23 protein-coding genes and 3 tRNA genes are annotated in these 19,911 nt (G+C 68.6%); 8 read left to right on the forward strand and 18 right to left on the reverse strand.

Annotated elements, in window-relative coordinates:
* The 4 genes from OO71_RS18120 to OO71_RS50165 all read right to left on the reverse strand — a co-directional run bounded on the left by OO71_RS18120 (position 1) and on the right by OO71_RS50165 (position 2,518).
* The gene (locus OO71_RS18120) at positions 1-546 is read right to left on the reverse strand and encodes a SigE family RNA polymerase sigma factor (protein ID WP_033290983.1); all 546 of its coding nucleotides are present in this window, start codon (positions 544-546) and stop codon (positions 1-3) included.
* A gap of 7 nt (positions 547-553) precedes the next feature.
* On the reverse strand, positions 554-883 hold the full coding sequence (locus OO71_RS18125; RefSeq protein ID WP_033290984.1) for a hypothetical protein: 330 nt from the start codon (positions 881-883) through the stop codon (positions 554-556).
* 166 nt (positions 884-1,049) lie between these two features.
* Positions 1,050-2,255, reverse strand: coding sequence for a L,D-transpeptidase (locus tag OO71_RS18130; RefSeq protein ID WP_033290985.1), 1,206 nt, complete (start codon positions 2,253-2,255; stop codon positions 1,050-1,052).
* 110 nt (positions 2,256-2,365) lie between these two features.
* Positions 2,366-2,518, reverse strand: a complete 153-nt coding sequence (locus OO71_RS50165; protein ID WP_156096371.1) for a hypothetical protein — start codon at positions 2,516-2,518, stop codon at positions 2,366-2,368.
* A gap of 198 nt (positions 2,519-2,716) precedes the next feature.
* Here OO71_RS50165 and OO71_RS18135 point away from each other — a divergent pair, with 198 nt between their 5' ends.
* Entirely contained in the window at positions 2,717-2,920 is a 204-nt protein-coding gene (locus OO71_RS18135; RefSeq protein WP_003097368.1) for a cold-shock protein, read from the forward strand.
* A 931-nt stretch (positions 2,921-3,851) separates the two neighbouring features.
* Here the strand turns inward: OO71_RS18135 and OO71_RS18140 are convergent.
* Positions 3,852-4,271 carry a hypothetical protein gene (locus tag OO71_RS18140; protein ID WP_033290986.1) on the reverse strand — a complete coding sequence of 140 codons (420 nt, stop codon included), beginning with the start codon at positions 4,269-4,271 and terminating at the stop codon, positions 3,852-3,854.
* Positions 4,272-4,722: 451 nt separating this feature from the next.
* On the opposite strand from OO71_RS18140, the gene OO71_RS18145 reads away from it, so the two are divergent.
* The 4 genes from OO71_RS18145 (at position 4,723) to OO71_RS18160 (ending at position 5,603) form a co-directional block, all read left to right on the forward strand.
* Positions 4,723-4,974 carry a hypothetical protein gene (locus OO71_RS18145; protein WP_033290987.1) on the forward strand — a complete coding sequence of 84 codons (252 nt, stop codon included), beginning with the start codon at positions 4,723-4,725 and terminating at the stop codon, positions 4,972-4,974.
* A 363-nt stretch (positions 4,975-5,337) separates the two neighbouring features.
* Positions 5,338-5,410: transfer RNA gene (locus OO71_RS18150), tRNA-Glu, on the forward strand.
* Between the two features lie 14 nt (positions 5,411-5,424).
* A tRNA-Asp gene (locus OO71_RS18155) sits at positions 5,425-5,498 on the forward strand.
* Positions 5,499-5,529: 31 nt separating this feature from the next.
* Positions 5,530-5,603: transfer RNA gene (locus tag OO71_RS18160), tRNA-Phe, on the forward strand.
* A gap of 77 nt (positions 5,604-5,680) precedes the next feature.
* On the opposite strand, the gene OO71_RS18165 is transcribed toward OO71_RS18160, so the two are convergent.
* The 10 genes from OO71_RS18165 to OO71_RS18210 all read right to left on the reverse strand — a co-directional run bounded on the left by OO71_RS18165 (position 5,681) and on the right by OO71_RS18210 (position 14,664).
* On the reverse strand, positions 5,681-7,048 hold the full coding sequence (locus tag OO71_RS18165; RefSeq protein WP_051791680.1) for a tyrosine-type recombinase/integrase: 1,368 nt from the start codon (positions 7,046-7,048) through the stop codon (positions 5,681-5,683).
* A gap of 15 nt (positions 7,049-7,063) precedes the next feature.
* The gene (locus OO71_RS18170) at positions 7,064-7,279 is read right to left on the reverse strand and encodes an excisionase family DNA-binding protein (RefSeq protein WP_033290988.1); all 216 of its coding nucleotides are present in this window, start codon (positions 7,277-7,279) and stop codon (positions 7,064-7,066) included.
* Between the two features lie 360 nt (positions 7,280-7,639).
* A complete protein-coding gene (locus tag OO71_RS18175) occupies positions 7,640-8,944 on the reverse strand; it encodes a DUF3987 domain-containing protein (protein ID WP_084145023.1) in 1,305 nt (434 codons plus the stop codon).
* Positions 8,944-9,459: a hypothetical protein gene (locus OO71_RS18180; RefSeq protein ID WP_051791681.1), complete on the reverse strand. Its 516-nt coding sequence runs from the start codon at positions 9,457-9,459 to the stop codon at positions 8,944-8,946. The genes OO71_RS18175 and OO71_RS18180 overlap by 1 nt, the downstream gene beginning before the upstream one ends.
* Before the next feature lie 224 nt (positions 9,460-9,683).
* Positions 9,684-11,984, reverse strand: coding sequence for a hypothetical protein (locus OO71_RS18185; protein WP_033290989.1), 2,301 nt, complete (start codon positions 11,982-11,984; stop codon positions 9,684-9,686).
* Entirely contained in the window at positions 11,981-12,961 is a 981-nt protein-coding gene (locus tag OO71_RS18190) for a conjugal transfer protein TraI (protein WP_156096373.1), read from the reverse strand. The genes OO71_RS18185 and OO71_RS18190 overlap by 4 nt, the downstream gene beginning before the upstream one ends.
* Positions 12,958-13,290, reverse strand: a complete 333-nt coding sequence (locus OO71_RS18195; protein WP_033290990.1) for a hypothetical protein — start codon at positions 13,288-13,290, stop codon at positions 12,958-12,960. The genes OO71_RS18190 and OO71_RS18195 overlap by 4 nt, the downstream gene beginning before the upstream one ends.
* A complete protein-coding gene (locus OO71_RS18200; protein ID WP_033291291.1) occupies positions 13,290-13,526 on the reverse strand; it encodes a hypothetical protein in 237 nt (78 codons plus the stop codon). Before OO71_RS18200 ends, OO71_RS18195 begins: the two co-directional genes overlap by 1 nt.
* On the reverse strand, positions 13,526-14,401 hold the full coding sequence (locus tag OO71_RS18205; RefSeq protein ID WP_156096375.1) for an RNA polymerase sigma factor: 876 nt from the start codon (positions 14,399-14,401) through the stop codon (positions 13,526-13,528). The genes OO71_RS18200 and OO71_RS18205 overlap by 1 nt, the downstream gene beginning before the upstream one ends.
* Positions 14,402-14,403: 2 nt before the next feature.
* A complete protein-coding gene (locus OO71_RS18210; protein ID WP_051791683.1) occupies positions 14,404-14,664 on the reverse strand; it encodes a helix-turn-helix domain-containing protein in 261 nt (86 codons plus the stop codon).
* Between the two features lie 209 nt (positions 14,665-14,873).
* Between OO71_RS18210 and OO71_RS18215 the strand changes: the two genes are divergently transcribed.
* Together OO71_RS18215 and OO71_RS18220 are read left to right on the forward strand one after the other, a co-directional pair.
* Complete coding sequence (locus OO71_RS18215) at positions 14,874-15,734, forward strand: GntR family transcriptional regulator (RefSeq protein ID WP_033290992.1); 861 nt, start codon at positions 14,874-14,876, stop codon at positions 15,732-15,734.
* On the forward strand, positions 15,724-16,383 hold the full coding sequence (locus OO71_RS18220; protein WP_033290993.1) for an HAD family hydrolase: 660 nt from the start codon (positions 15,724-15,726) through the stop codon (positions 16,381-16,383). The genes OO71_RS18215 and OO71_RS18220 overlap by 11 nt, the downstream gene beginning before the upstream one ends.
* Positions 16,384-16,857: 474 nt before the next feature.
* Here OO71_RS18220 and OO71_RS18225 read toward each other — a convergent pair whose 3' ends face one another.
* Positions 16,858-17,112, reverse strand: coding sequence for a hypothetical protein (locus OO71_RS18225; protein ID WP_033290994.1), 255 nt, complete (start codon positions 17,110-17,112; stop codon positions 16,858-16,860).
* A 390-nt stretch (positions 17,113-17,502) separates the two neighbouring features.
* Here OO71_RS18225 and OO71_RS18230 point away from each other — a divergent pair, with 390 nt between their 5' ends.
* On the forward strand, positions 17,503-18,105 hold the full coding sequence (locus OO71_RS18230; RefSeq protein ID WP_211260548.1) for a maleylpyruvate isomerase family mycothiol-dependent enzyme: 603 nt from the start codon (positions 17,503-17,505) through the stop codon (positions 18,103-18,105).
* 43 nt (positions 18,106-18,148) lie between these two features.
* Here the strand turns inward: OO71_RS18230 and OO71_RS18235 are convergent, their stop codons facing one another.
* Both OO71_RS18235 and OO71_RS18240 read right to left on the reverse strand, forming a co-directional pair.
* The gene (locus OO71_RS18235; protein ID WP_033290996.1) at positions 18,149-18,982 is read right to left on the reverse strand and encodes a hypothetical protein; all 834 of its coding nucleotides are present in this window, start codon (positions 18,980-18,982) and stop codon (positions 18,149-18,151) included.
* 162 nt (positions 18,983-19,144) lie between these two features.
* Complete coding sequence (locus OO71_RS18240) at positions 19,145-19,897, reverse strand: hypothetical protein (protein WP_156096378.1); 753 nt, start codon at positions 19,895-19,897, stop codon at positions 19,145-19,147.
* Positions 19,898-19,911 lie beyond the last annotated feature (14 nt).

Genomic DNA, 19,911 nt, shown 5'->3' on the forward strand with positions numbered 1-19,911 from the left:
TCACCTCCCTCCGGGGACGGGCAACGCGCTGAAATGCGGGCCCAGCCGGGCGCGCAAGGTCGCCAGTCCGCGAGCGGCCTGGCTTTTCACCGTGCCGGTCCGGCAGCCGAGCGCCGCCGCCGTTTCCTCGACGGACAGATCCTCGAAGTACCGCAGCACCAGCACCGCGCGTTGCCGCGGGGCCAGCGTGGCGAGTGCGTGCCGGACCAGCTGGTCGTGCTCGGTCTCGGCAGCGGGCGCCGGGACGTCGGGTGGTTCGTCGGTGAGCCGCTCCCGTTTCCAGCGGCTGCGGCGATTCTCCGCCAGGAAGGTCCGGAGCACGACCTTGCGCGCGTAGCCGTCGAGCGCGTCGTGCCGGGACAGCCGGGGCCAGGCCAGGTACAGCTTGAGCAGCGCCGCTTGCGCGAGGTCCTCGGCGCGGTGCCAGTCGCCGCACAGGAGGTACGCGGTGGCCCGCAGGCTGTGCGCGCGCTCGCCGAAGTACCGGGCGAACTCGCCGTCCCACGGCGAGCTTGGCCCGGACTCCGGACGAGAGCGCGAAGGCACCGAGTGATCAGCCCCAGACCGACGGCAGGTGCAGGTCCCCGGTCGGACCGGCGGGAACGGCGGTTGGCACGCGCGGGGCCGTCTTGCCTGGCGCGGTGCCCCTGGTCTGGGTCGGGGCCGGGGCCGGGGCCTGGGTCCGGGTGGCTCCCGACGGTGCCGGGGCGGACGGGGTCCGGGTGCCCGTCGGAGCGGACGTGGGCGGCGCCGGGGCGGGTTGCGCCGAGGTCGGCGTCGAGGTCTGCGGCGGGGCAGGTGCGGCGAAAGCCACGGCACCGCCGGTCACGGCGCCGCCCGCGAGCAGCAGGGCACCGACGGTGAGAGCGAAGCGAACACGCACGAGATCCTCCTGGTTCCACGAGCGCCGGGTGGCGCTCCTCTACCCAAGGTCATGCGGTGGGCGGGCGCCGGGGTTGCATCGGATTTCCCTGTTCTTCTCCGGTCCGGGGAAAACGAACGGCCGGGAGACGTCGAGGTCTCCCGGCCGCCCGGTGGTGCACGGTGGATCAGGCGGACAGCGCGGAGAGCTTGGTCCACGCGGCCCAGTCGTAGGTCCAGTCGTTGTAGTCGCCGTCCTTCGAGCCAAGCTGCTGGGTGCTGCCGGTGATCTCCACCGGGTCGCCGGGAAGGACGCTGTCGTAGTAGGTCTTGGCGTTCTTCGGCGACAGGTTGAGGCAGCCGTGCGAGATGTTCTTCTTGCCCTGCGCCCAGATCGACGCGGCGAGACCGTGGATGAACTCGCCGTTGTTGGAGATCCGGACCGCCCACGGCACGTTGACGTCGGTGTAGTTGTAGCGCGGGTTGCTCATCGAGTACGTCGCGTGCTTCGACATCACGACGTGCACTCCGCTGTGCGTGACGCGGCCCGGGTCGGAGTCGAGGCCGTAGCTGACCGGGAAGTCCATCACCTGCTGGCCGTCCCGGATCACCTGCATGGTGTGTTCCTGGGTGTTGCCCTTGACGATCTGCGACCGTCCGATGGTGAACTTCGCGGACACGTCCTGCTTGCCGTAGGTGCCGTCCCCCATCGAGACGCCGTACAGGTTCGCGGTGACGGTGACCTTGGTGTTCGGCTGGTAGTACTCCTTCGGCCGCCAGTGCACCGAGGTGTCGCCGTTGAGCCAGGCCCACGAGCCTTCGGTCTTCGGCGTGGTCTCCACCGACAGCGCCCGCTCCACGGCGGCCTTGTCCTTGACCGCACTCGGGAACGTGAGCGCGATGGGCATCGCGATGCCGTACTCCTGGTCGTCGCCGACGTTGAGGCTGCCCTGCATCTGCCGGCGCGGTTTCACGGTGGTGAAGGACCCGCTGATCTGGACCGGCTTGCCGTCTTCGCCGGTGGCCTGTCCGGACCAGTTGTACGTCTTGCCGTAGCCGAGGTCCTCGGTGGTGCTCCAGCTCTTCTTGTCCGCGGACGGCTGCCCCTGCACCTGCTTGCCGTCGGAGTTGGCGAGCGTGACCGATCCGATGGTGCCGTTCGTGACGGAGACCTTCGCCGGCTCACCCGGCGCCACGTCCCCCGCCCCGGCCGCCGGCGTGAGCGCGACGGACGCCGGTTTCGCAGTGGCGGACGGAGCTTCGGTAGGCCCGCCGCCGGTCGTCCCGCCCGCATTCACGCTCGAACCGCCGCTGCACGCCCCGAGCGTGAGCATGGCGACCAAGCCCAGCACCGCGACGCCGGCCCGGCGGCGTCCGAAGTGTCGGATAGTCACGCTGATTCCCCTATCTCCCCTTTTTGCTTCCCCGATCACCCAGACGTCCCGAGTCGCCGTCGCGTTGACTGATCGAGTGGTGACCAGCATCACACTTCAGTGAGTGACTATCACGCACCCGACTTGTCCGAACGCGCACTGTGCATCCCGGATGTGCGCTGGGCGTACAGGATCAGAGTAACCGGCAAGGGCGACAGCGCTGCGTAGGCGGCGATACGACGTTCCGGTGACACGCGCACGTCGGAACCGATCGCGTCGATCAACGGGGTTCAGATTTGGCGAGATCCCGGTAGGCTGCTTGCAGGCCGTCGTTTTGCGTGTTCGTGGCTTCACACTCGCGGAACTTCTGACGCGAGCCGTGGGGCCGTCCAGCTCTTCGCTCATCTCGTTGGAACCGCCCGGGACGGCCGGGGTGCCGCTTCGGTGGCATTCGAAGCGGATCTGTTACGAGGAGTACAGCGGTGGCGCAAGGCACTGTGAAGTGGTTCAACGCGGAGAAGGGCTTCGGCTTCATCGCGCAGGACGGCGGCGAAGGCGACGTGTTCGTGCACTACTCGGAAATCGAGGGCCGCGGCTTCCGCACCCTCGAGGAGAACCAGCGGGTGGAGTTCGAGGTCGGCCAGGGACAGAAGGGCCCGCAGGCCCAGAAGGTCCGCGCGATCTGAGTCAGGCCCAGCGCGTTTTCTCAGGCCTGAAGTAAAGGGCCCCGGCGGGTTTCCGTCGGGGCCCTTTCTCTTGTTTCGTGGGTGTTTGTTCCCCGCAGCGGGGGGCGGGCTTGGTGGGGGTGGGGGCGCGGCTTGGCGCATGGGCGGGTGGTGCGTGAACGGCTTGGTGCGTGGGGCTGGCTTGGCGCATCCGGCCCGACCGGTGTGTGAACGGCTTGGTGCGTGACCGGTCTCGCTCCCGGGCGACGCTCGCGACGTGAATTGCCCGACTCCTCGGGCGGGCGGCTTGCCTCGACTGGTCCAGGCGGGTCTTGCCTCGCCAAGGCAGGGGGTGACTTGCTTGCCGGGCTTGGGCGGGTCTGTCGGGCGGGGCTTGGGCGGGACCTGCTTCGCCGGAACCGTAGGGGACTTGCTTGGCCGGTTCCGGGCGGACCTGCCTCGCCGAGTCAGGGCGGCTGACTTGCTTCGCCGGGCTTGGGCGGGTCAGTCGGGCGGGCATGGGCAGGACTTGCCTCGCCGGAACCGTAGGGGACTTGCTTGGCCGGTTCCGGGCGGACCTGCCTCGCCGAGCCAGGGTGGGCGACCCGCCTCGCCTGGTCCAGGCGGTCTTGCTTCGCCGGGCCTGGTCGGGTCTTGCCGCGTCTGGTGCAGGCGGGTCTTGCCTCGCCGAGCCTGAGCGGGTCTGTCACCCCCGACCCAGGGCGGTTGACGTGCCTCGCCGGGGTCCGCGCGCGTCTGCCGGGCCGGAACGCATCGCCGTAGCCCGGTCACCGGAACTTGCCCCGCCCTCCACCGCGGACGAATCCCGCCGGTTCACAGCCCTCACCACACCGCACAAACCGCGGCTCTCTCCCATTGGCTGAGACTTACCCGGCTGCGGAAAGGGAAAACCCCCGGCCGTCGGGGGAAGCCGGGGGTCTTCGATCGGGGGTCAGCGTCCGACGAGGGGCTGGTCGAAGGCGTCGGCCGGGAGCTGGAACTCCTCGGTGAGGGCGTCGGAGTGGCGGCGCTCCTGTGCGGAGGCGGCCTGGCCTTCCCATGAGAGGCGCTCGAGGATCCATTCCTGCGCGAGGGCCTGCGGGGTCAGGTTCCGCGAGACGGCCAGTTCCTTGAGCTGCTGGCTCGCGATCAGGTTCATCCGCAGCTGGTAGACCTGCGCGTCACCGAAGCGGTTGCCGGTTCCGGTGCTTTCCGGGTCGGAGTCCGGGGCGAGGGCGGCCAGGTAGCTGGTGAGCTCCGTGTCCTCGACGACTTCGTCGCCGGCCGACTTGGCGGCATTGCGATGCCGCCCGCTCGAGACGGCTTTGATGTTCGTGCGGCTGCTCAGGCGGCCGAGGGAGGGAAGAGGCACTCGCACACGATAACGGTTCGGTCTCGGCAAACAAACCACTGTGAGCCACGACACACGCAATTTCCGGCCCGTCAAGCGTAATTCGATCACCTGTTCAGCCCATCAGGTAAACACATTTCGCCACTGTCGGTTGATAGGCAGTACAGAGAGTAGATCCGCAGGTGGGAGCCCGGATGCAGAAATGGAGAGACCCCCGCGCCAGGGGGAGGAACGCGGGGGTCGGAGGGGATCTCCACAGGCGCTGACCGGGGGTGTGTCAGCAACTCCGATTGTTGCACGAGTTCCCGGGATCGGCGAGGGGAAGCCGGGAGAAATCCGTTCCGCGCGATCTTGTAATGGATTACCCGGGTACTGCGGAGAGTGTTTGCAGGTTCACTCTCCGGGGGGCTGCCGGTGTCGCTCGTCGCTGGCTAGCCTCGCGGCCAGTTGTTGCGGACCGCGTGGAGGAGCCATGAGCGGATCGGTCGAAGTTCGTCAGTTCCTCCTTCGGTACGAAGGTGCCGACGGGGGAAGCACGTCACTGTCCGGTGGCGTGCCGGTACAACGAGGACCCGCAGAGGGCCAGCGAGTCTCCGACGACCAAGTCCGCCGCGCGCGGCTGGCCGTCGCGAACGGCGCGCTGGGGGTCGAGGACTGCACACAGCTGCTGGACATGCTGGGCCTGTCACCGGGGGAGGACGGTCAGGCACCGGTGCAACGCTGACGCGGCCGGGTTCTGCCGGTTTGCGGCGGAGTGGCTGATGCTTCGGCTGAGCTGAGGCGCGGGCTCGGAAGCTTGCTGACGGCTGGCGTGGGCTGAGTGCTCGCGTGCGGGCCCGGATCCAGAGCGCACGTGCGGGGAGATCTCGAGCTTCACCGCTCCGGGTTCCCGTATCGACGGCAGCGCGTGCATGCGACCCCCGCAGTGTCCCAGCTGACCGGCGGGATGTTCGTTGCCGCAGGTCGCAGCCCTGTCAACGACTTAGCGAACCCCCGGTGCGCGGCGGCCCGGACGTGCCCTATGCTTGTATTCGCTCCCAGGGGGACCCTGAGAGCGCGGTCGGCCGGTTAGCCGAAACCTGACCGGGCTCCCATCGTTCAGTGGCCTAGGACTCCGCCCTTTCAAGGCGGCAACGCGGGTTCGAATCCCGTTGGGAGTACGCAGTACCAGTAAGGCCCTGTGGCGCAGTTGGTTAGCGCGTCGCCCTGTCACGGCGAAGGTCGCGGGTTCGAGTCCCGTCAGGGTCGCAAGATCGTTCGGCTCCCAGTCGGCGTTCGCGGCCAGGTAGCTCAGTTGGTACGAGCGTCCGCCTGAAAAGCGGAAGGTCGCCGGTTCGACCCCGGCCCTGGCCACCGTTCTGATCAGCCAAAACAGCCCCCACCGAAACCGGCGGGGGCTGTTTCGCGCGTGCTCCGTCTCAGTCTCCGTCTCAATCGCCCTTCTTGCGGCCCTTCCGGCGCTTGCCCTTCGCCTTGCGCTCGGGCTTCCACAGGAACTCGTTCAGCTGGTCCGCGATGTCCCGGCGGAGCCCGCCGGTCATGTGCTGGTACCGCTTCGCCATCGTGCTGTTCGACCAGCCCATGAACTCCATCACGGCCCTCTCCGGCACCCCGAGCACGAGCAGGACGGTGGCCGCGGTGTGCCGCGCGTCGTGCAACCGGGCTTCCCGCACCCCGGCCTCTTCGAGCAGCGCCTTCCACTCGTCCAGGTCCCGGCGTGGGTCGAGCGGCTTCCCGTTCGGCTGGGTGAACATCCACTCGCCCCCGTGCCACTCGGACCCGGCGTGCTCCCGCTCCTTGGCCTGCTGGTCCTCGTGTGTCGTCAGCAGTTCGTAGAGCCTGTTCGGCAGCACGATGCCCCGGCGGCCGGCCGACGACTTCACGTCGACCTCGACCAGGCCGCCACCGTGCCGCTGCGGGCACCACCGGGCGTGGCTCACGCAGTCCAGCGAGCACGGCGGTGGGCACGGCCTCCGATGGTGCCGTTTGCAGTCCTCCGGGCAGGACCTCACCTTGTGGTACTTCGCCCCGCACTTGTGCGGGTTATCGCACCCGTGCTGCCAGGTCTGGCGCTGCAATTGCTTGGCAATCCGCAACGCCTGGTGCTCCCGGTCGAGCCGCGACCATTTCAGCCCGATCGTTTCGCCCTGCCGCGTGCCGAGCGCGAGCGCGAGCACGAACCGGACGCCATTCCGCCGCGCGAGCGCGGTCACCAGAAGCCGCCCGATCTCGTTCGCCTCGAACGGCTCGATCTCCTTTTCCTCGACGCGCGGTGGCTTCGCCAACTCCGCCGGATTGCGGACAATGTGGCCTCGACGAAGAGCTTCGCCGAATGCGGTCCGCGCCGTACGGTGCACCTGGTGCGCCGTCGCTGCCTTGAGCCCGGACTTGAGCATCTTCACGTACAGCTTCTCGAAGTGCTCCGGCTCGATCTTGTCGACGCGATGCGCACCCAGATTCGGAATGAGGTGCTTGTTCACCGCGGTGCGGTACGCGTTCCCGGCCTTGTAGCGGACGGACGGAAGCGCGATGTTGTTCAGCCAGTGGGCCAGCCACTTTTCGACCGTCCACGAGCGACCGGCCTTCTTGACCTTGCCCGAGTCGCGCTGCTTTTCAAGCGTGCGAACGGCTTCGATGACCTCAGCCTCGGTTTTGCGTTCGACGTGGCGCCGGTCAGGCTTGCCGTCGTCACGGATTCCCATGGTGACGCGACCGTGCCATTTCCCGTCCTTTCCAAGGTAGATCGAGCTGGCGCCGTTGGGTGCGCGTGTGCCCTCGGGTCGTTGTTTGCGTGGCATCGGTTTTCCTTTCGGTCAGGCTGCGTGTTGGGCGGCGGTGAGTTTGGCGATGTAGCTGGTGATGGCGGTGTCGGGAACGCGCCGGAGGCGGCCGACTTGGACGGTTTCGATGTGGCCGGCCTTGATGAGGTTGAACATGGTGGTGCGGCCGACGCTGAGGCGTTTCGCTGCGGCCTCGACCTTGAGCAGTTCGCGCGGTTGCGCGGTCGTGGTTTCGGGTGGCGTTGTCATGGCGAGCTGTCTCCTTCTGCTCCGGCCGGGGCCGGAGCGTTGTTGGTGTGCGTGCGGTGTGCGGGCCAGCTGGTGGCGCCCGTTGCGGTGTGGACTTGCTCGGTTGCTGCTGTGCCTCCTGCCAGCCGTGGCGAGGTGGCTGGGTCGCAAGCTGGCAGAGGGGGTGACGGTGGGTAGTTGAGTTGGTCGGTGTCGGCCGCCGTGCCGGGCGCGGGGTGGAGAATTAAACGAACTAACGAACTAATGCGCTGACCTGTGGTTTTGCGGTGGGGTTGGGGTTCATTAGTTCGTTCGGTACGAACTAATGAACTCGAATGCGCGGGCGTTTGCGCTGGTCAGTGAGTTAGTTCGTTAGTTCGTTTAGTTCTGGGGGTGGCCTCGGGCGGTGTAGATCTCGATGTTGCGGCCCTTGCCGCCGTCCGGGCGTCGGCTACTGCGGGTGATGGTTCCGGTGTCGGTGAGCTGGGTCAGGACGGCGTCGATGTCGGCGCGGTGGGTGTTGCCGCTGAAGAACCCGGTGGTGATGTCTTTGCGGGTGCGGCCGGTCTCGCCTGCGTCGGCGATCCAGGCGGCGAGTTTGGCGGGGTTGATGGTGTGGGTGAACAGGGTGCAGGCGGTGTCGATGGCGTAGCGGATGAGCGCGGCGGCGGCGGTGAGGTGGCGGGTTTGGATGACGGGGGTGCCGTCGAGCGCGGCGTGGATCCCGGCGATGCGTTTGGTGTAGGGCAGGGCGCGGGAGACGAACTGGGCGACTTTGGCGTGGTGGTCGCCGGTGTTGAATTCCAGGTACAGGTCACGCCACAGCTCGCGCGCGTCGTCGGCCAGTTCGAGCGCGCCCAGGGCGGCGCCGGTGGCGAGTCGGTCGGCGAGGTCGGCGGCCAGTGAGCAGACCAGCCCGGGGTCTGCGCCGGTGGTGTCGGGCAGGGCGGTGGACCAGGCCACGGCCAGCGGCAGGAACCGGTTGTAGGTGCCGCCTGCCATGTCGGCGTCGGAGAGCCTGTCTTTGAACTCCTTGGGGGTGATGTGGGCGAGGATCGCGACGTGGGATTGCGGGGCGATGCGGGCGTTGACGGTCAGGGTCGAGAGGTCCCCGCCTTCCCAGGCTTGGCGGAGGATGGCGGAGAGGCTGTTGCCCTCGCGGCGCATCTTGGCCATGACCCCGCCCCACTCGGGTTCCAGCGCCAGCAGCCGCAGGTCCTCCGGCGGCTCGCCGTCGTTGTCGAGGGCGAAGCGCTGGGCCAGCCCTTCCCCCGACGTCAGGCCGCCCTTGATGTTGGTGGTGGCGAAGTCGGTGTCGGTGTCGGCGATGACGCGCTTGGCGGCCGACCAGGAGGTGCCTTTCTTGCCGGTGGCGGTGTCGCCGATGATCAGCGGCCAGATCAGCAGCGGGTGCGGGTCGTCTCCGGCTCGGACGTGCGGGCCTTGTCCGAGGTGGACTCCAGCGAAGGCCAGCAGGGAGGCGTAGATGGCGATGGGGTCGGCTTCGCTGGTCGGGGCCAGCTGCTCCACGAGGTCTCCGAGGTAGCAGCTGAACACCGCGTCGTCGATGGCGGGCAGCCAGGCGCGGGCGCGGGCCACCGCGGCGGCGGCCTTGGCCTCGAACGCGCCGAGGGTGGCCGGGACGTCCGATGTGGACAGCCCGGCCGGCGGGTGGGTACGGGTCATCAGGCGGCCTTCCGCAACGGAGCAGGGTTGGTGCTGGCGCAGGCGGCTTGGTAGCGGGTCCACAGCTGGTCGGCGGTGGTGTCGTCGGTGAGCTCGCGCAGGACGTCGGCGGGTGAGTCCTCGGCGGCTTGGGCCAGCCGCCGGGCGTGCGTGGCCACGGCGTGGCGCCACGCGGCCTCCAGCACGAGCGTCTTGAGGTGCGGGCCGAGCGCGGCGGGCGGGGCGTCGCGGTAGGTGTCGATGAGCCAGTGCGAGAGCCAGTGGCGGCGGTGTTCGCCGGGCGCGGCCCCGGTGGTGAGGGCGTGGGTGTAGAGGGTGACGGGTGCGGGGGCGTGCCCGGCGGCGACGGTCTCGATGGCGAGCTGGGCGACGTGGGCGGCCATGCCGTGGCCGAAGTCGTCGGCCCGCATCCCGGCGAGTGCTGCCCGCGCGGCGGGCGCGGGCAGCAGCATGAGCGCGCCGAGGAACTGCCGTCGCGGGTCGGTCAGGGCGTCGGTCGCGGTGGCGGTCGTCATGGGAGCCTCCCGAAGATCTGATTACGGTGCGTGGTCGCGGGTGGGTGTGACACTTCGGCGGGCACCCTCTGGGGGTGGCCGCTGGGGCGGGTTGTGGCCGTCACCTGCGGAAATGTCCGCAAGTGTCACAAGCGTCGTCGGTGCTGGTCAGGTCACTGCGTGTGGTGTCACGCGGGTTGTGACGGTTCGCGCGCCCGGCGCGCGGCCGATGACACTCCCGATGGTTACTGTGTGTTGCTTTCGGTGGTGGTGACGGCGGCGAGGATGTCGGCGAAGCGGTAGCCGCGGGCCTGCTTGTCCTCGCCGTCCTCGCCTGGGATGCGGACCTGTCCGGGGGTGAGGTGGAAGTCGGCGAAGTCGCGTGCCAGCGCCTTGCCCGACCCGCGTCCCAGCGCCTCGGCCAGCTCGGTCGAGGACACCGCGTCGCGGGCGCCCTCGGTCCCGGCCTGCCAGGTAGCGAGGTCGTCGGCGAGGTAGTCGACGACCTCGCCTAGGATGCCCAGGCGGGTGCGGCGCTGTTCGTCATCGAACGCGGCCCGCTGCGCCACGGCCGCGTCTTCCGGGCTCGTGGAGCCCGACAGCTGCGCGGCGGTGACCCCGGCCGCCTGGAGGGTCGCTGTGTCCCACTCCGGCCGTCCGGCCTGGGCGGCGCGGCGGGCGCGCTGTTCGGCGATCTTGTTGTCGAACCACAGGGCGCGGGTGGGGATCGGCTCGTCGCCTTCGGCGCAGCCTTCCAGGAAGAACGTGCCGGTGTCGTTGAGCCGCGAGCCGCGCTTGGGCCGGTAGTTGCCCGGGGTGTAGCCCTCGGAGACGGCGTTGTCGCCGAAGAGAAGCCGGGTCTGGTAGTCGGCCAGGCCGGGGCCGGCCGCCTTCCACGCGACCTCGGCGGCCACGGAGTCGCCGAGTGCGTCCTTCTTCGCCGACTGGGACGCGAAGATGAGCACCACTCCGGCCTTGCGCGCCACCCGCAGCAGCGCCACCGCCAGCGCTTTCGCCTCCTTGCTCAGGCGCGGGAACTCGTCGAGCACCACCACCAGCGCCGGGTATTCCGGGGTGGGCTGCCACTCGTCGCCCATGCCCAGGCGGTCCTTGATCCGGGTCCGCGCGGTCGCGATCCCGAGGGCGATGGTCAGGGCCTGCTCGCAGTCCTCCGGTGAGAGGGCGCGCAGGCCCATGGCGTCGGCCTGGGGGGCTTGGCCGACGCCGGAGGGGTCCAGGTCCCACAGGATCGCGTCGGCGGTGTGGGCCAGGCCGTCAACGATGGCGCGGATGAGGCCGGACTTCCCGCCGCCGGAGGCGGCCAGGATGATCGCGTGGGTGGACAGGAACGAGGCGGACATGGTCCGCCCGTCCAGACGCAACCCGAGTTCGATCGGGTCGGCCAGCCGACGGGAACCGTTGGGGTACACGGGAAGCGGCGGCATCTTTGCCCAGGGGTCGGACTCGATGATGCGGGTGGTGAACCGGGCGCGGCGTTCGGTGTGGGGCTGGACCAGGACGCCGTTCTGCCGGACGTCCAGGTCGGTTTCGATCTGCTCCAGCTTCTTGATGACGTCCGCCGGCCGCTTCCCGGAGCCGCCGACGATCTGGTGTTCCAGCTCCCAACCCCACGCGGTGCGGCGCCCGGCGATCGGGTTGGTTTCCACGCCCTGGGCCAGCAGCGAGCGGCGCAGCAGCTCCAGCGCGGCGCGGTCGTGGCGGGCCTCGGCGATCGGCAGGACCTGCAGGGCGTTGCCGTCGTCGGCGACCGTGCCGACGCGCTTGCGGTTGCGGCGCTTGAAGACCTTGCGCAGGTAGACCCAGCCATTCACGGTCAGCAGCGCGGCCAGCGCCGCACCGCAGGTCAGGTCGATGGTGGCCACGGCCTGGGAGTACTCCCACACCGGCCACTCGTGCAGCGACCAGTCCACCACCGCGGGGGCCTCGGCGAGGGCGGCCAGGCCGTAGAACACCATCGCGGTCCGGCTGGACAGGGCGCCCGCGAGCTTGCCGAGCTGGGTTTCCCGGTACTCCTGCAGCTGCATCTGCGTGGCGATCCGGTCGTGGATCACCTCGCCCCGGTGGGTGGCGCCTTCGCGGTGCTCGGCGGCGGTGCGCCAGTTGTGGAACTGCTCCCACGTCGCCCACACCCCGAGAACCGGCGCGGCCAGCACACCGGTGGTGTAGGCACCGACCGCCACGGTGGTGCGGGTGCGCGGGTGGGTGGCCACGCTGCGGGTGGTGCGCACCACCGTGGCGGCGGCCGTGCCGGTGGCCTGGGCGGCGGTACGTGTCCCACGGGCCACGGTCCGCGCGGTCTGCTGGTAGCCGCGGTACCGCTCGATCGCCTTGGCCCGCTGGGCGCGGGTGTAATCCTGCGCGGTCACGACTCCGCCTTCGACGAACTCGCCGTCGATGACGTCGGTGCCGGGGCCGGCGGGGTCGGTGACGCGGTGGGCGTACAGGTGCCGCACCGGCGCCAGGCGCTCACCCCCACCGGAGCCGTTGCCGTTGTCGGTGCCGTGGGTGTGGTTGGTGGGGGTCATCCCTGCTGCTCCTTGAGTTCGTCGCGCACGGCGCGGGCGTCGTCCATCCCGCAGTGCAAGGTCTTCTGCAGCGCCCGCGCCGATGGGGCGGCGGGCAGGTCCCCGGTGTCGATGAGGTCCCGGGCGCGGGTGAGTAAGGCGGGCGGTGCTGCTGGCAGGAGGGGCGTGTTTTCCCTGCACGTAACGGGGGTAACACCCGGCCCGCTCCCGGACCCGTCACCGGCATCCGTCGCGGTCCTTGTGGTGGTGTCGTGGTCGAGCTGGGCGAAGGCGTTCCAGATGATCGGCAGCGCGGTCACCACCGCCACCGCGACGATCGGCCCGAGGATGTGCAGCACCAGCCCCGACACGGTGAAGGTGTCCGCGACGCCGGGCAGGTGCGGCCAGGCGTTCATGCCGAGGGTGAGCCCGAGGAACAGCCGCTCCACCCGCACCAACCGGCGGTCGTTCAGGGGCCGGCCACGGGTGGCCATGAACGCCCGCGCGGCGACCACGGTCAGCAGGGCCAGGGACATGAACGGCTCGACCAGCCACGCGAACACCCATCCCGGCGACCAGGCGGGCGCGCCTTCGGCGGCGAATGCCTGCACCCCGGCGGTGGACCAGGCCAGCGCCAGCACCAGCGCCACCCCGCCGGTGACGGTGAGCGTCAGCCGCCAGCGGGCGGCCTGCCACGCCCGCACCGCCGGGTCCTGCCCGAGGGCGTGCAGCGCGGCGGCCTCGCGGCCCTGCTTGCGGCGGCGGCGCACCCGTGTGGTGTCCAGCGCCAGCGGGGCGTCCTCGGTCAGCAGCGGCGCGAGCTGGCGCGCCTCGGCCACCTCGGCCCGCATGGCCGCGACCCGCTTGGACACCGCCGGTTCCCCGCCGGCCACCTCGGCCGGTGCCGGGGCGGTGGTGTCGGCGAGCCAGCCCGCGACCTGGTCGGCGAACCCGCTAGCCGGGTCCGGTTCCTGACCACCCGTCATTGTCGTGCTCATGCTCGCTCACCTGCCTCTCGTGTCTCGTCCTGCCCGGTGCCCTGTGCCTTGTCCGCCTGGTGGGCGCGGTACTCCTGCCCGGCCCACGCCAGGGCCAGCAGCGCGGCCAGGGCGGCGAACCAGACGCTGACCGTGATGGCCAGCGAGCCAGTGACCGTGATCGCGGCCAGCTCACCGAGGTGGCAGCCCGCCCACACCGCAGCTCGTACGGTGGCGGTCGGCCCGGCCGGGCCGGTGCTGGTCACGTCCGCGCTGGCCTGGCGGGTCAGCGGCGCACCGGTCTCCGGCGCGGTCCCGGCCGGTGGGGCGTCGTGGTCTGGCGTCGACATCAGGCACCTCCTGCCTGCCCGGTGTGGGCGTAGAAGTCGTTGACCGGTCGCCGGGGCGGTGCGCTGGCCTGGCGGGTGGCGGTGTCGTTGAGCAGCCCGAGCGCTGTTTCCAGGACCAGGGCCAGCAGGACCAGCGGAATCCGGATCAGGTGCAGGGCCAGGAACGCCAGCAGCGAGCCGGTGAACAGCACCAGCCGCCAGGTCCCGAAGCGGCGCACCACGTCGAACAGCGACATCAGCACGCCACCTCTCCATCCAGCGCCGAGGGGTCGGCGTTCTCCGGGCTGGTCCGCGGCCGCGGGATCACCGACGCCACGGGCGCGGCGGCGTGGGTGCGGGCGAGGTAGGCGGCCAGGTCGTCGGCGGTCACCACGCGCTGTCCGTCGCGCCAGTAGGAGACCAGCCGCCCCTCCGCAGCCGCGTGGCTCAGGCCGCTGCGGGACCGGCCACAGTGGACGGCCGCGTCCTTGAGCGTGAAGACCGTGGACCCTTCCACCGGCTGGGCGGCCTGGCGACGCGCGGGGGCGAGGCCGGCCAGCTGGCGGCGCAGCTTCTTCAGCGCCTCGGAGCAGCTGTTGTTCACAGCGCTGGTGGTGCAGCCGAGTACCGCGCTCACGGTCGGGCGGGGCAGCCCGTCCAGGTAGCGCAGTTCGACGTTGCGGCGCTGCCCGGCGGGCAGGCTCGCCAACGCGGCCGACACCGGCCCCGACAGCTCCTGGGTGTCCGGGTCGTCGTGGCCGCGCAGCAACCGATCGGCTTCCGCCTCGGCCGGTGCCCCTTGCTGCTCGGTCCAGCTCCACCCGTGATGGCGCAGGGTGAGCTTGGCTCCGCCGTAGAGCCATGCCACGAACGGGCTGCCCTCGCGCGGCTGGTAGTCGGGAAGCTCGGTCAGCAGCCGCGTGAACAGCTCCTGCACCAGGTCCTCAGCGTCGCCGGGGTCCGGGGCGTGCGACCGCATCCACAGGTACATGCGCTGGTAGTAGAGGCGGTAGAGCTCGGCGAAGGCGTGCGGGTCGCCGGTCTGGGCGGCCAGCACCAACGTGGTCACCTCGGCCTCGGTGAGGTCTTCGTGTCGCTTCACCGACGCGGGCAGCGCGCAGTAGGCAGCCATGATCACGCCACCTCCGCCGCGTCGGTAGCGGTCGTGTCGGCGGCGGTCAGGGCCGCGACGCCTTCGGTGCAGGTGCGGAGCCAGGCGTTGATGGAGGCTCCGGTGATCCGCAGCGCGTTCTTGCTGTTGCCCATGCCGGAGACGTTCAGGCGAAGCGCTTCCAGCTGGCCGGACTCGATAGCCCGGTAGACCGTCGAGCGGTGCACGTCCAACAGTTCCGCGACGAACTTCACGCGGTAGATGCCGTTATCCTCGACCTGCATCGTTGCTCCCAAGTTTCGGTGTAAGGCCCCGGCCGGTGTTCCAGCACCGCCGGGGCCGCTTGCTGTCTTGTGCTCCTAGAGGAGCAGCGGCGACAACTGCGACATTAGATAGGTCTGCTAGTTGAGTCAAGCTAGGTCTTCTAGTAGACAGGATAATGCGAGGTGATTCACCTAGTCGGCCTAGCGGTGTTCCCCGTACTCTGTGCGGCATGGAGCAGTTGGAGCAGATCGACCCTGACGACCCCCGTCCGCCGTTTCAGCAGGTCGTGGCCGTTCTCCGCGCGGCGATCTTGACGAAGAAGTTCGAGCCGGGGGACCGGCTCCCGTCGTATGCCGAACTCGCCACGCACTTTGGTGTCGCGCCGATGACTGCGCAGAAGGCGGTAGGCATCCTGCGGGATGACGGGCTGGTGGTTACGCGCCAGGGGCGCGGTTCGTACGTCCGACAGCGAACCGAACGCGCTGTCGGCCTGCGACCGCACATGGACAAGGTCTTTGAGCAGGGCGACGTGGCGATCGACTTCGCCGGGTTCTCTGGTGAGACGCTGCAAGGCGTGTTGAGCGAGCCGCTCGACAAGGTGCGCGCCGGCCGTCTGCATCCGAGCAGCCTGCGCGTTCGCATCCTGCTCCCCGACCTTTCGCTGCCAATGGGGCTTCCAGCTCTTGCCTCGGACTGCTCTGACTCTCCGGCTGTTCGAGATCGTGCACGGAGAATTACGGAGCGATCAGTGTTGGGAATTGTGGACACCGTCCAAGAGCTTTCGGCCCTTGGGGTCATTGAATCAGCATCAGCGCAAGTCCGTGTCTTTCCAACTTCACCGCTTTTCAAGCTCTATATCCTCAACGAATCTGAGGCGTTCTTCGGTTTCTATCCGGTGGTCGAACACTCGGTTGCGATCGGCGGGAAACCTGTCGATATCTTCGACCCGATGGGCAAGGACGCGGTTCTTTTCCACTACTCTACGACTGACGATGAGACATCGATCAGCTCGCAATATGTAGAGCAGTCGCAGAAGTGGTTCAACAGTGTCTGGGATTCTGTCGCGCGGGAGTACTCGGATGGCGAGTGAACGGGACGAAATCGGCCAGCTTGTCGCCAACGCTCGCGCGGTAATTTACGACTTCGATGGTCCGATATGCGATGTGTTCTCGGGATTTCCAGCTAAGCGCGTCGCTCGCGAATTGGAGGAAGCTAGTGGGGAGGTATTCGAGACGGATGATCCGCTTGAGGTTATTCACCGCGTCGGCCCCGCAATCCTTGAAAGGATAGAAGATCTTCTTATTGGCGCTGAAATGCGAGCGGTGGAGTCTGCTGCAGAAACGCCAGGGGCGCTGGAGTCGATTGCGGCGGCTTTCGCCTCTGGTCGGCGCGTTGCGGTCGTGAGCAACAATGCGGGTGCCGCGGTTGAGCGGTTCTGTGTGCGGGCCGACGTTGCCGGGCGCGTGTGGCCCGTGATCGGGCGTGCCTATCGGATGCCGCACCGGATGAAGCCCGATCCTTGGCCAATGCGGGCCGCGCTCGACGCGCTGGCGTTGCGGGCTGGCGAGGTGGTGTTCGTGGGGGACTCGGTGACGGACGTCGAGGTTGCGCGGGCGTGCGGAGTGCGGTGCATCGGCTACGCGAACAAGCCTGGCAAACGTGACGTGCTGGGGGAGGCCGGCGCATTCGTGATCGACAGCATGTGGGACCTCGGGGCCGCGCTTAGACTTCCGTTCTGAATTCGCCGCGCCTGATCAAAATGGCTACAGTGCGACCTGGGTAATGGCGCGCCATTGTCGCGGAAACAAGAACTTTCCAGCCCTCGTTGCGAAGAAACGCCAAGTCGGGAAACGCCTGATCTGGAAGGTTATATGGCTCGGCCACGTAAACCCACTCATCGGTGCTGTTGTCCCATACGCGGTAAAGATGGTCGCACCAGAATGCTGGACGATCGATTTCACTCTTGTGGTGCCGTTCTCGAAGAGTTGACGCAGGACTCTCTCCGTCATCCCAACCGCGAAATTCGGTAGCACCTTTGCAACACGGACAGGGCGCTAACCGGTCGAACTCTGGACTGTGGTCGTTTAGCATCGGAGGCTCCATGCCCAGAGCTTAGCGTTCGGGGCCTCGCCGCCCCAACGCAGCTTGGCCAACCCCCGTGTCGGGGCGGGTGTTCATGGCGATTTTCTTTTCTGCTCCGGCCGACCCCGGACTCATCCCTGGCTGGCGCCGGGCGGTTCGAGCCGTTCGAGAACTTGACCAACTAGTTGAGTAAGTGAGCGCAGCTGCGCGTCAATCGAGTCGAAGCGGCCGGTGTGCTCCTGCTGAGTGCGCTGGACCGCCCGCAGGTCGGCACGGATCTCCTTGACGTCGTCATCGACGCGCAGCGCCAGCCAGCGGGTTTCGGCGTGCTCGACGGCGAGCTTGCGCACCGTGCGGCTGAGGTCTTCGTTCTCGTCGGCTGCCATAGGTGCACTCTACCGGGTCCGACATCGTGTACCGGCTGGTCAGGCGCCGTCTCAGTCTCCGTCTCAGTTCGTGTCCGTTCAGGGTGTTGATGAGGTTTCAACGGTCGCCCTGACCTGCGCGTTGACGCCCGGACGGAGTCCCTTGAACGGTCCTGCCGAGATCTGAAAAGCGGAAGGTCGCCGGTTCGACCCCGGCCCTGGCCACGCTTACTTGCCAAGACAGCCCCTACCCGGCTTGGGTGGGGGCTGTTTCGTTGGTAGGCCGTGTCAGCCCCGGCCAACCGGACGGGGAAGCCGTTCGGGCACCCCGGCGAGATTTTTCGTGCATCCGGTCCATCCGGCCCCGTCCCGTTCGTAGTGCTCCCGGAACGAGACCTCAGGGAGGCGGACGTGAAGACGGATATCTGGGCAATGGTCCACGCGGAGCGGGCAGCGTTGATCGACGACCTCACAGCGGTCGAGGACTGCCGGTGGGAAACGCCGTCCCTGTGCGAGGGGTGGACGGTGCACGACGTGGTCGCGCACCTGATCGACACGGCTCGCACGACGCGGGTTCGGTTCATTGCCGGGATGGTGCGCGCGCGGATGGATTTCGATCGGCAGAATGCGCGCGGGGTGGTTCGTGAGCGGGGCGACCATCCGCAGGAGACGTTGGCTCGGCTTCGGCTGGTGCGGGGCCGGACGGCTACTCCGCCGGCGCCGTTGGACAGCCGGCTCGTCGAGGAGGTCGTGCACGGGGAGGACATTCGGCGGCCGCTGGGGATCGGGCGGGACTATCCGCTCGAGGTGGTTGTCCGGGCGTTGCGGTATCAGGCGCGTACGCCGGCGGCGTTGGGTGGGGCGCGGGAGGTGCTGAAGCGGGTGCGGGTGACTGCGGTCGATGCGGATTTGTCGATCGGCGACGGGCGCGAGGTGCGGGGTACGGCGCTCGAGCTTCTGCTGGGGATTTCGGGGCGGCGGGGGGTTTCGTGGGGTACCACCATGCCGCGATGACGAGAAGCCGCCTCCGTCCACATTGGACGGAGGCGGCCGGACGTCAGAGCAACGGACCGCGGAACGGAGTCGTCCCGGCGGCCAGCTGTACAGTGCCAAGCCCGCCGTGCGCATTTGCGTACGCCAGTTCCCTCGACAAATCGCCGACGCCGTTGCTTCCGGGCTGCGGCAGGATGTTCAACGTGCTCAACACGCCAAGCGCCTTGCCGCTGCGGTCAAGGAAGGCGCTGCCCGAGTCGCCGGGGATGCCGGGGGTCACGGTGACTACGGTGTGGCTCCAGCCGCCGCCGGTGTCACCGAGGCTGGCGCCCTGTTTCGGTGACAGCTGAGTGATTCCGCCGCGCAGTTCGGAGTTTCCGTAGCTCAGTACGGTGGCGAGCTGGGTCGTGCCGGTGGTGTTGAGGCCGGTCGGCCCGCCCCAGAACGGGACGCTCGGGTTGACCTTGCCGACGTCCGCCGGGTCGATCTTCACGAGTGCGAGATCGTTGTACTGACAGGTGTTCGCGTCGCTTTCGTGCCGCGCCTGCATGGTGAGCCACGAGTTGTAGACCAGGGTTCCCGGCTTGCTGGCGCCGGTGACTTCGACCGGCGTGCCGAGCGGGAGCGAACCCGCGGTGCAGCCGTTGGTTTCGGTCTGGCCGCCGGTGCCGGAGCAGTGCGCGGCCTGGCCGAGGAACACGTCGGACCCGTTGGTGAACACGAAGTTCGACGTGCACTGAGCCCCGTTCGTATGAGTCTGGACGCCGGGATGCACGGCAGCGCTGTCGGCGGGCGCCCACGCCGGGGCTGCCGCCCACGCGGTCGAGGGCACCAGCGTCGCGGCTGCGGTGAGCACCGCGGCCGTACTGGCCCGGGCCAGTGGTCGAGGGGTCTTCATCGGGCTCCCTTCGAGGAGGGGCGGCTACTGGCTGGTAGGGATCCGGACCATCACACCAGAGAGTGGTTCCCGTCACAACAGTCGTGACCGTGGGTGTAATTTCCCATCCAAAATCCCCGGTTCGAGGTGGGACTCAAGGGTTGCCATTACACTGAGTGACTGCTAGTCAGGGCAGATGCCGCTGGTCCATGGGCACCACAGCGGGTCGTAGTCCTTGTCCAAGTGGGTCTTGATGAAGGCTGCGTTGGAGCCGTAGCCGGGCTTGAAGTATCGCGCGAGCGCCATCACTGACACCGTCGTGGCACCTGCTCGCCGCAGTGTGAGCGCCGCTGATTGGGCATGGCCGCCTGACGTCCACGTGTCGTCGATGACGAGGACGTGCGAACCACGGGGGAGCTGGATGCCGGTTCGAAAGTGATCTGCGCGGAAGTCGCGCGGTGCGGTGACTTGGGTGGCGGCCGTCAGTGGTGCATCCGGCAGGGCCATTCCGGGCGCAAGGAGTGCGTGAAGTGGATGTTCACCGGCCTTCGCGGGTAGGGAGGGAACGGTCGCCCAGTGCGTCACGCGACGGCCCGACATCCGCTCGACGCAGTTCCGGTGCAGATCGAGGCTGATGATGCACAGCAGCGCAACGACGTTCCGGTGCTCAGTGATGCCGATTGGGCTTGCTGCCTTGTACCCGCGCATCAACCAATGCGACTGGGTCCCCTCGATAGCGTAGGTAAGCATTGCGACGTGGTCGGCTGTCAGTTGCCTGCGGCCGGCTGACCGGTGCCGTGCGCAAGCATGGCAGTAGGTGTCTCCCGCATTCACAGTTGTCGTGCAGACCAGGCATGTCGTGCCGGCGATGCGTACGGCGTTCCGCAGATACCCGCCGGCCGATCCGACGAGGGCTGCTTCGAGCGTCAGGTTCAAGGCTCTGTCGGCAG

The organism is Amycolatopsis jejuensis (assembly GCF_000717335.1).
GTDB classification, from domain to species: Bacteria; Actinomycetota; Actinomycetes; order Mycobacteriales; family Pseudonocardiaceae; genus Amycolatopsis; species Amycolatopsis jejuensis.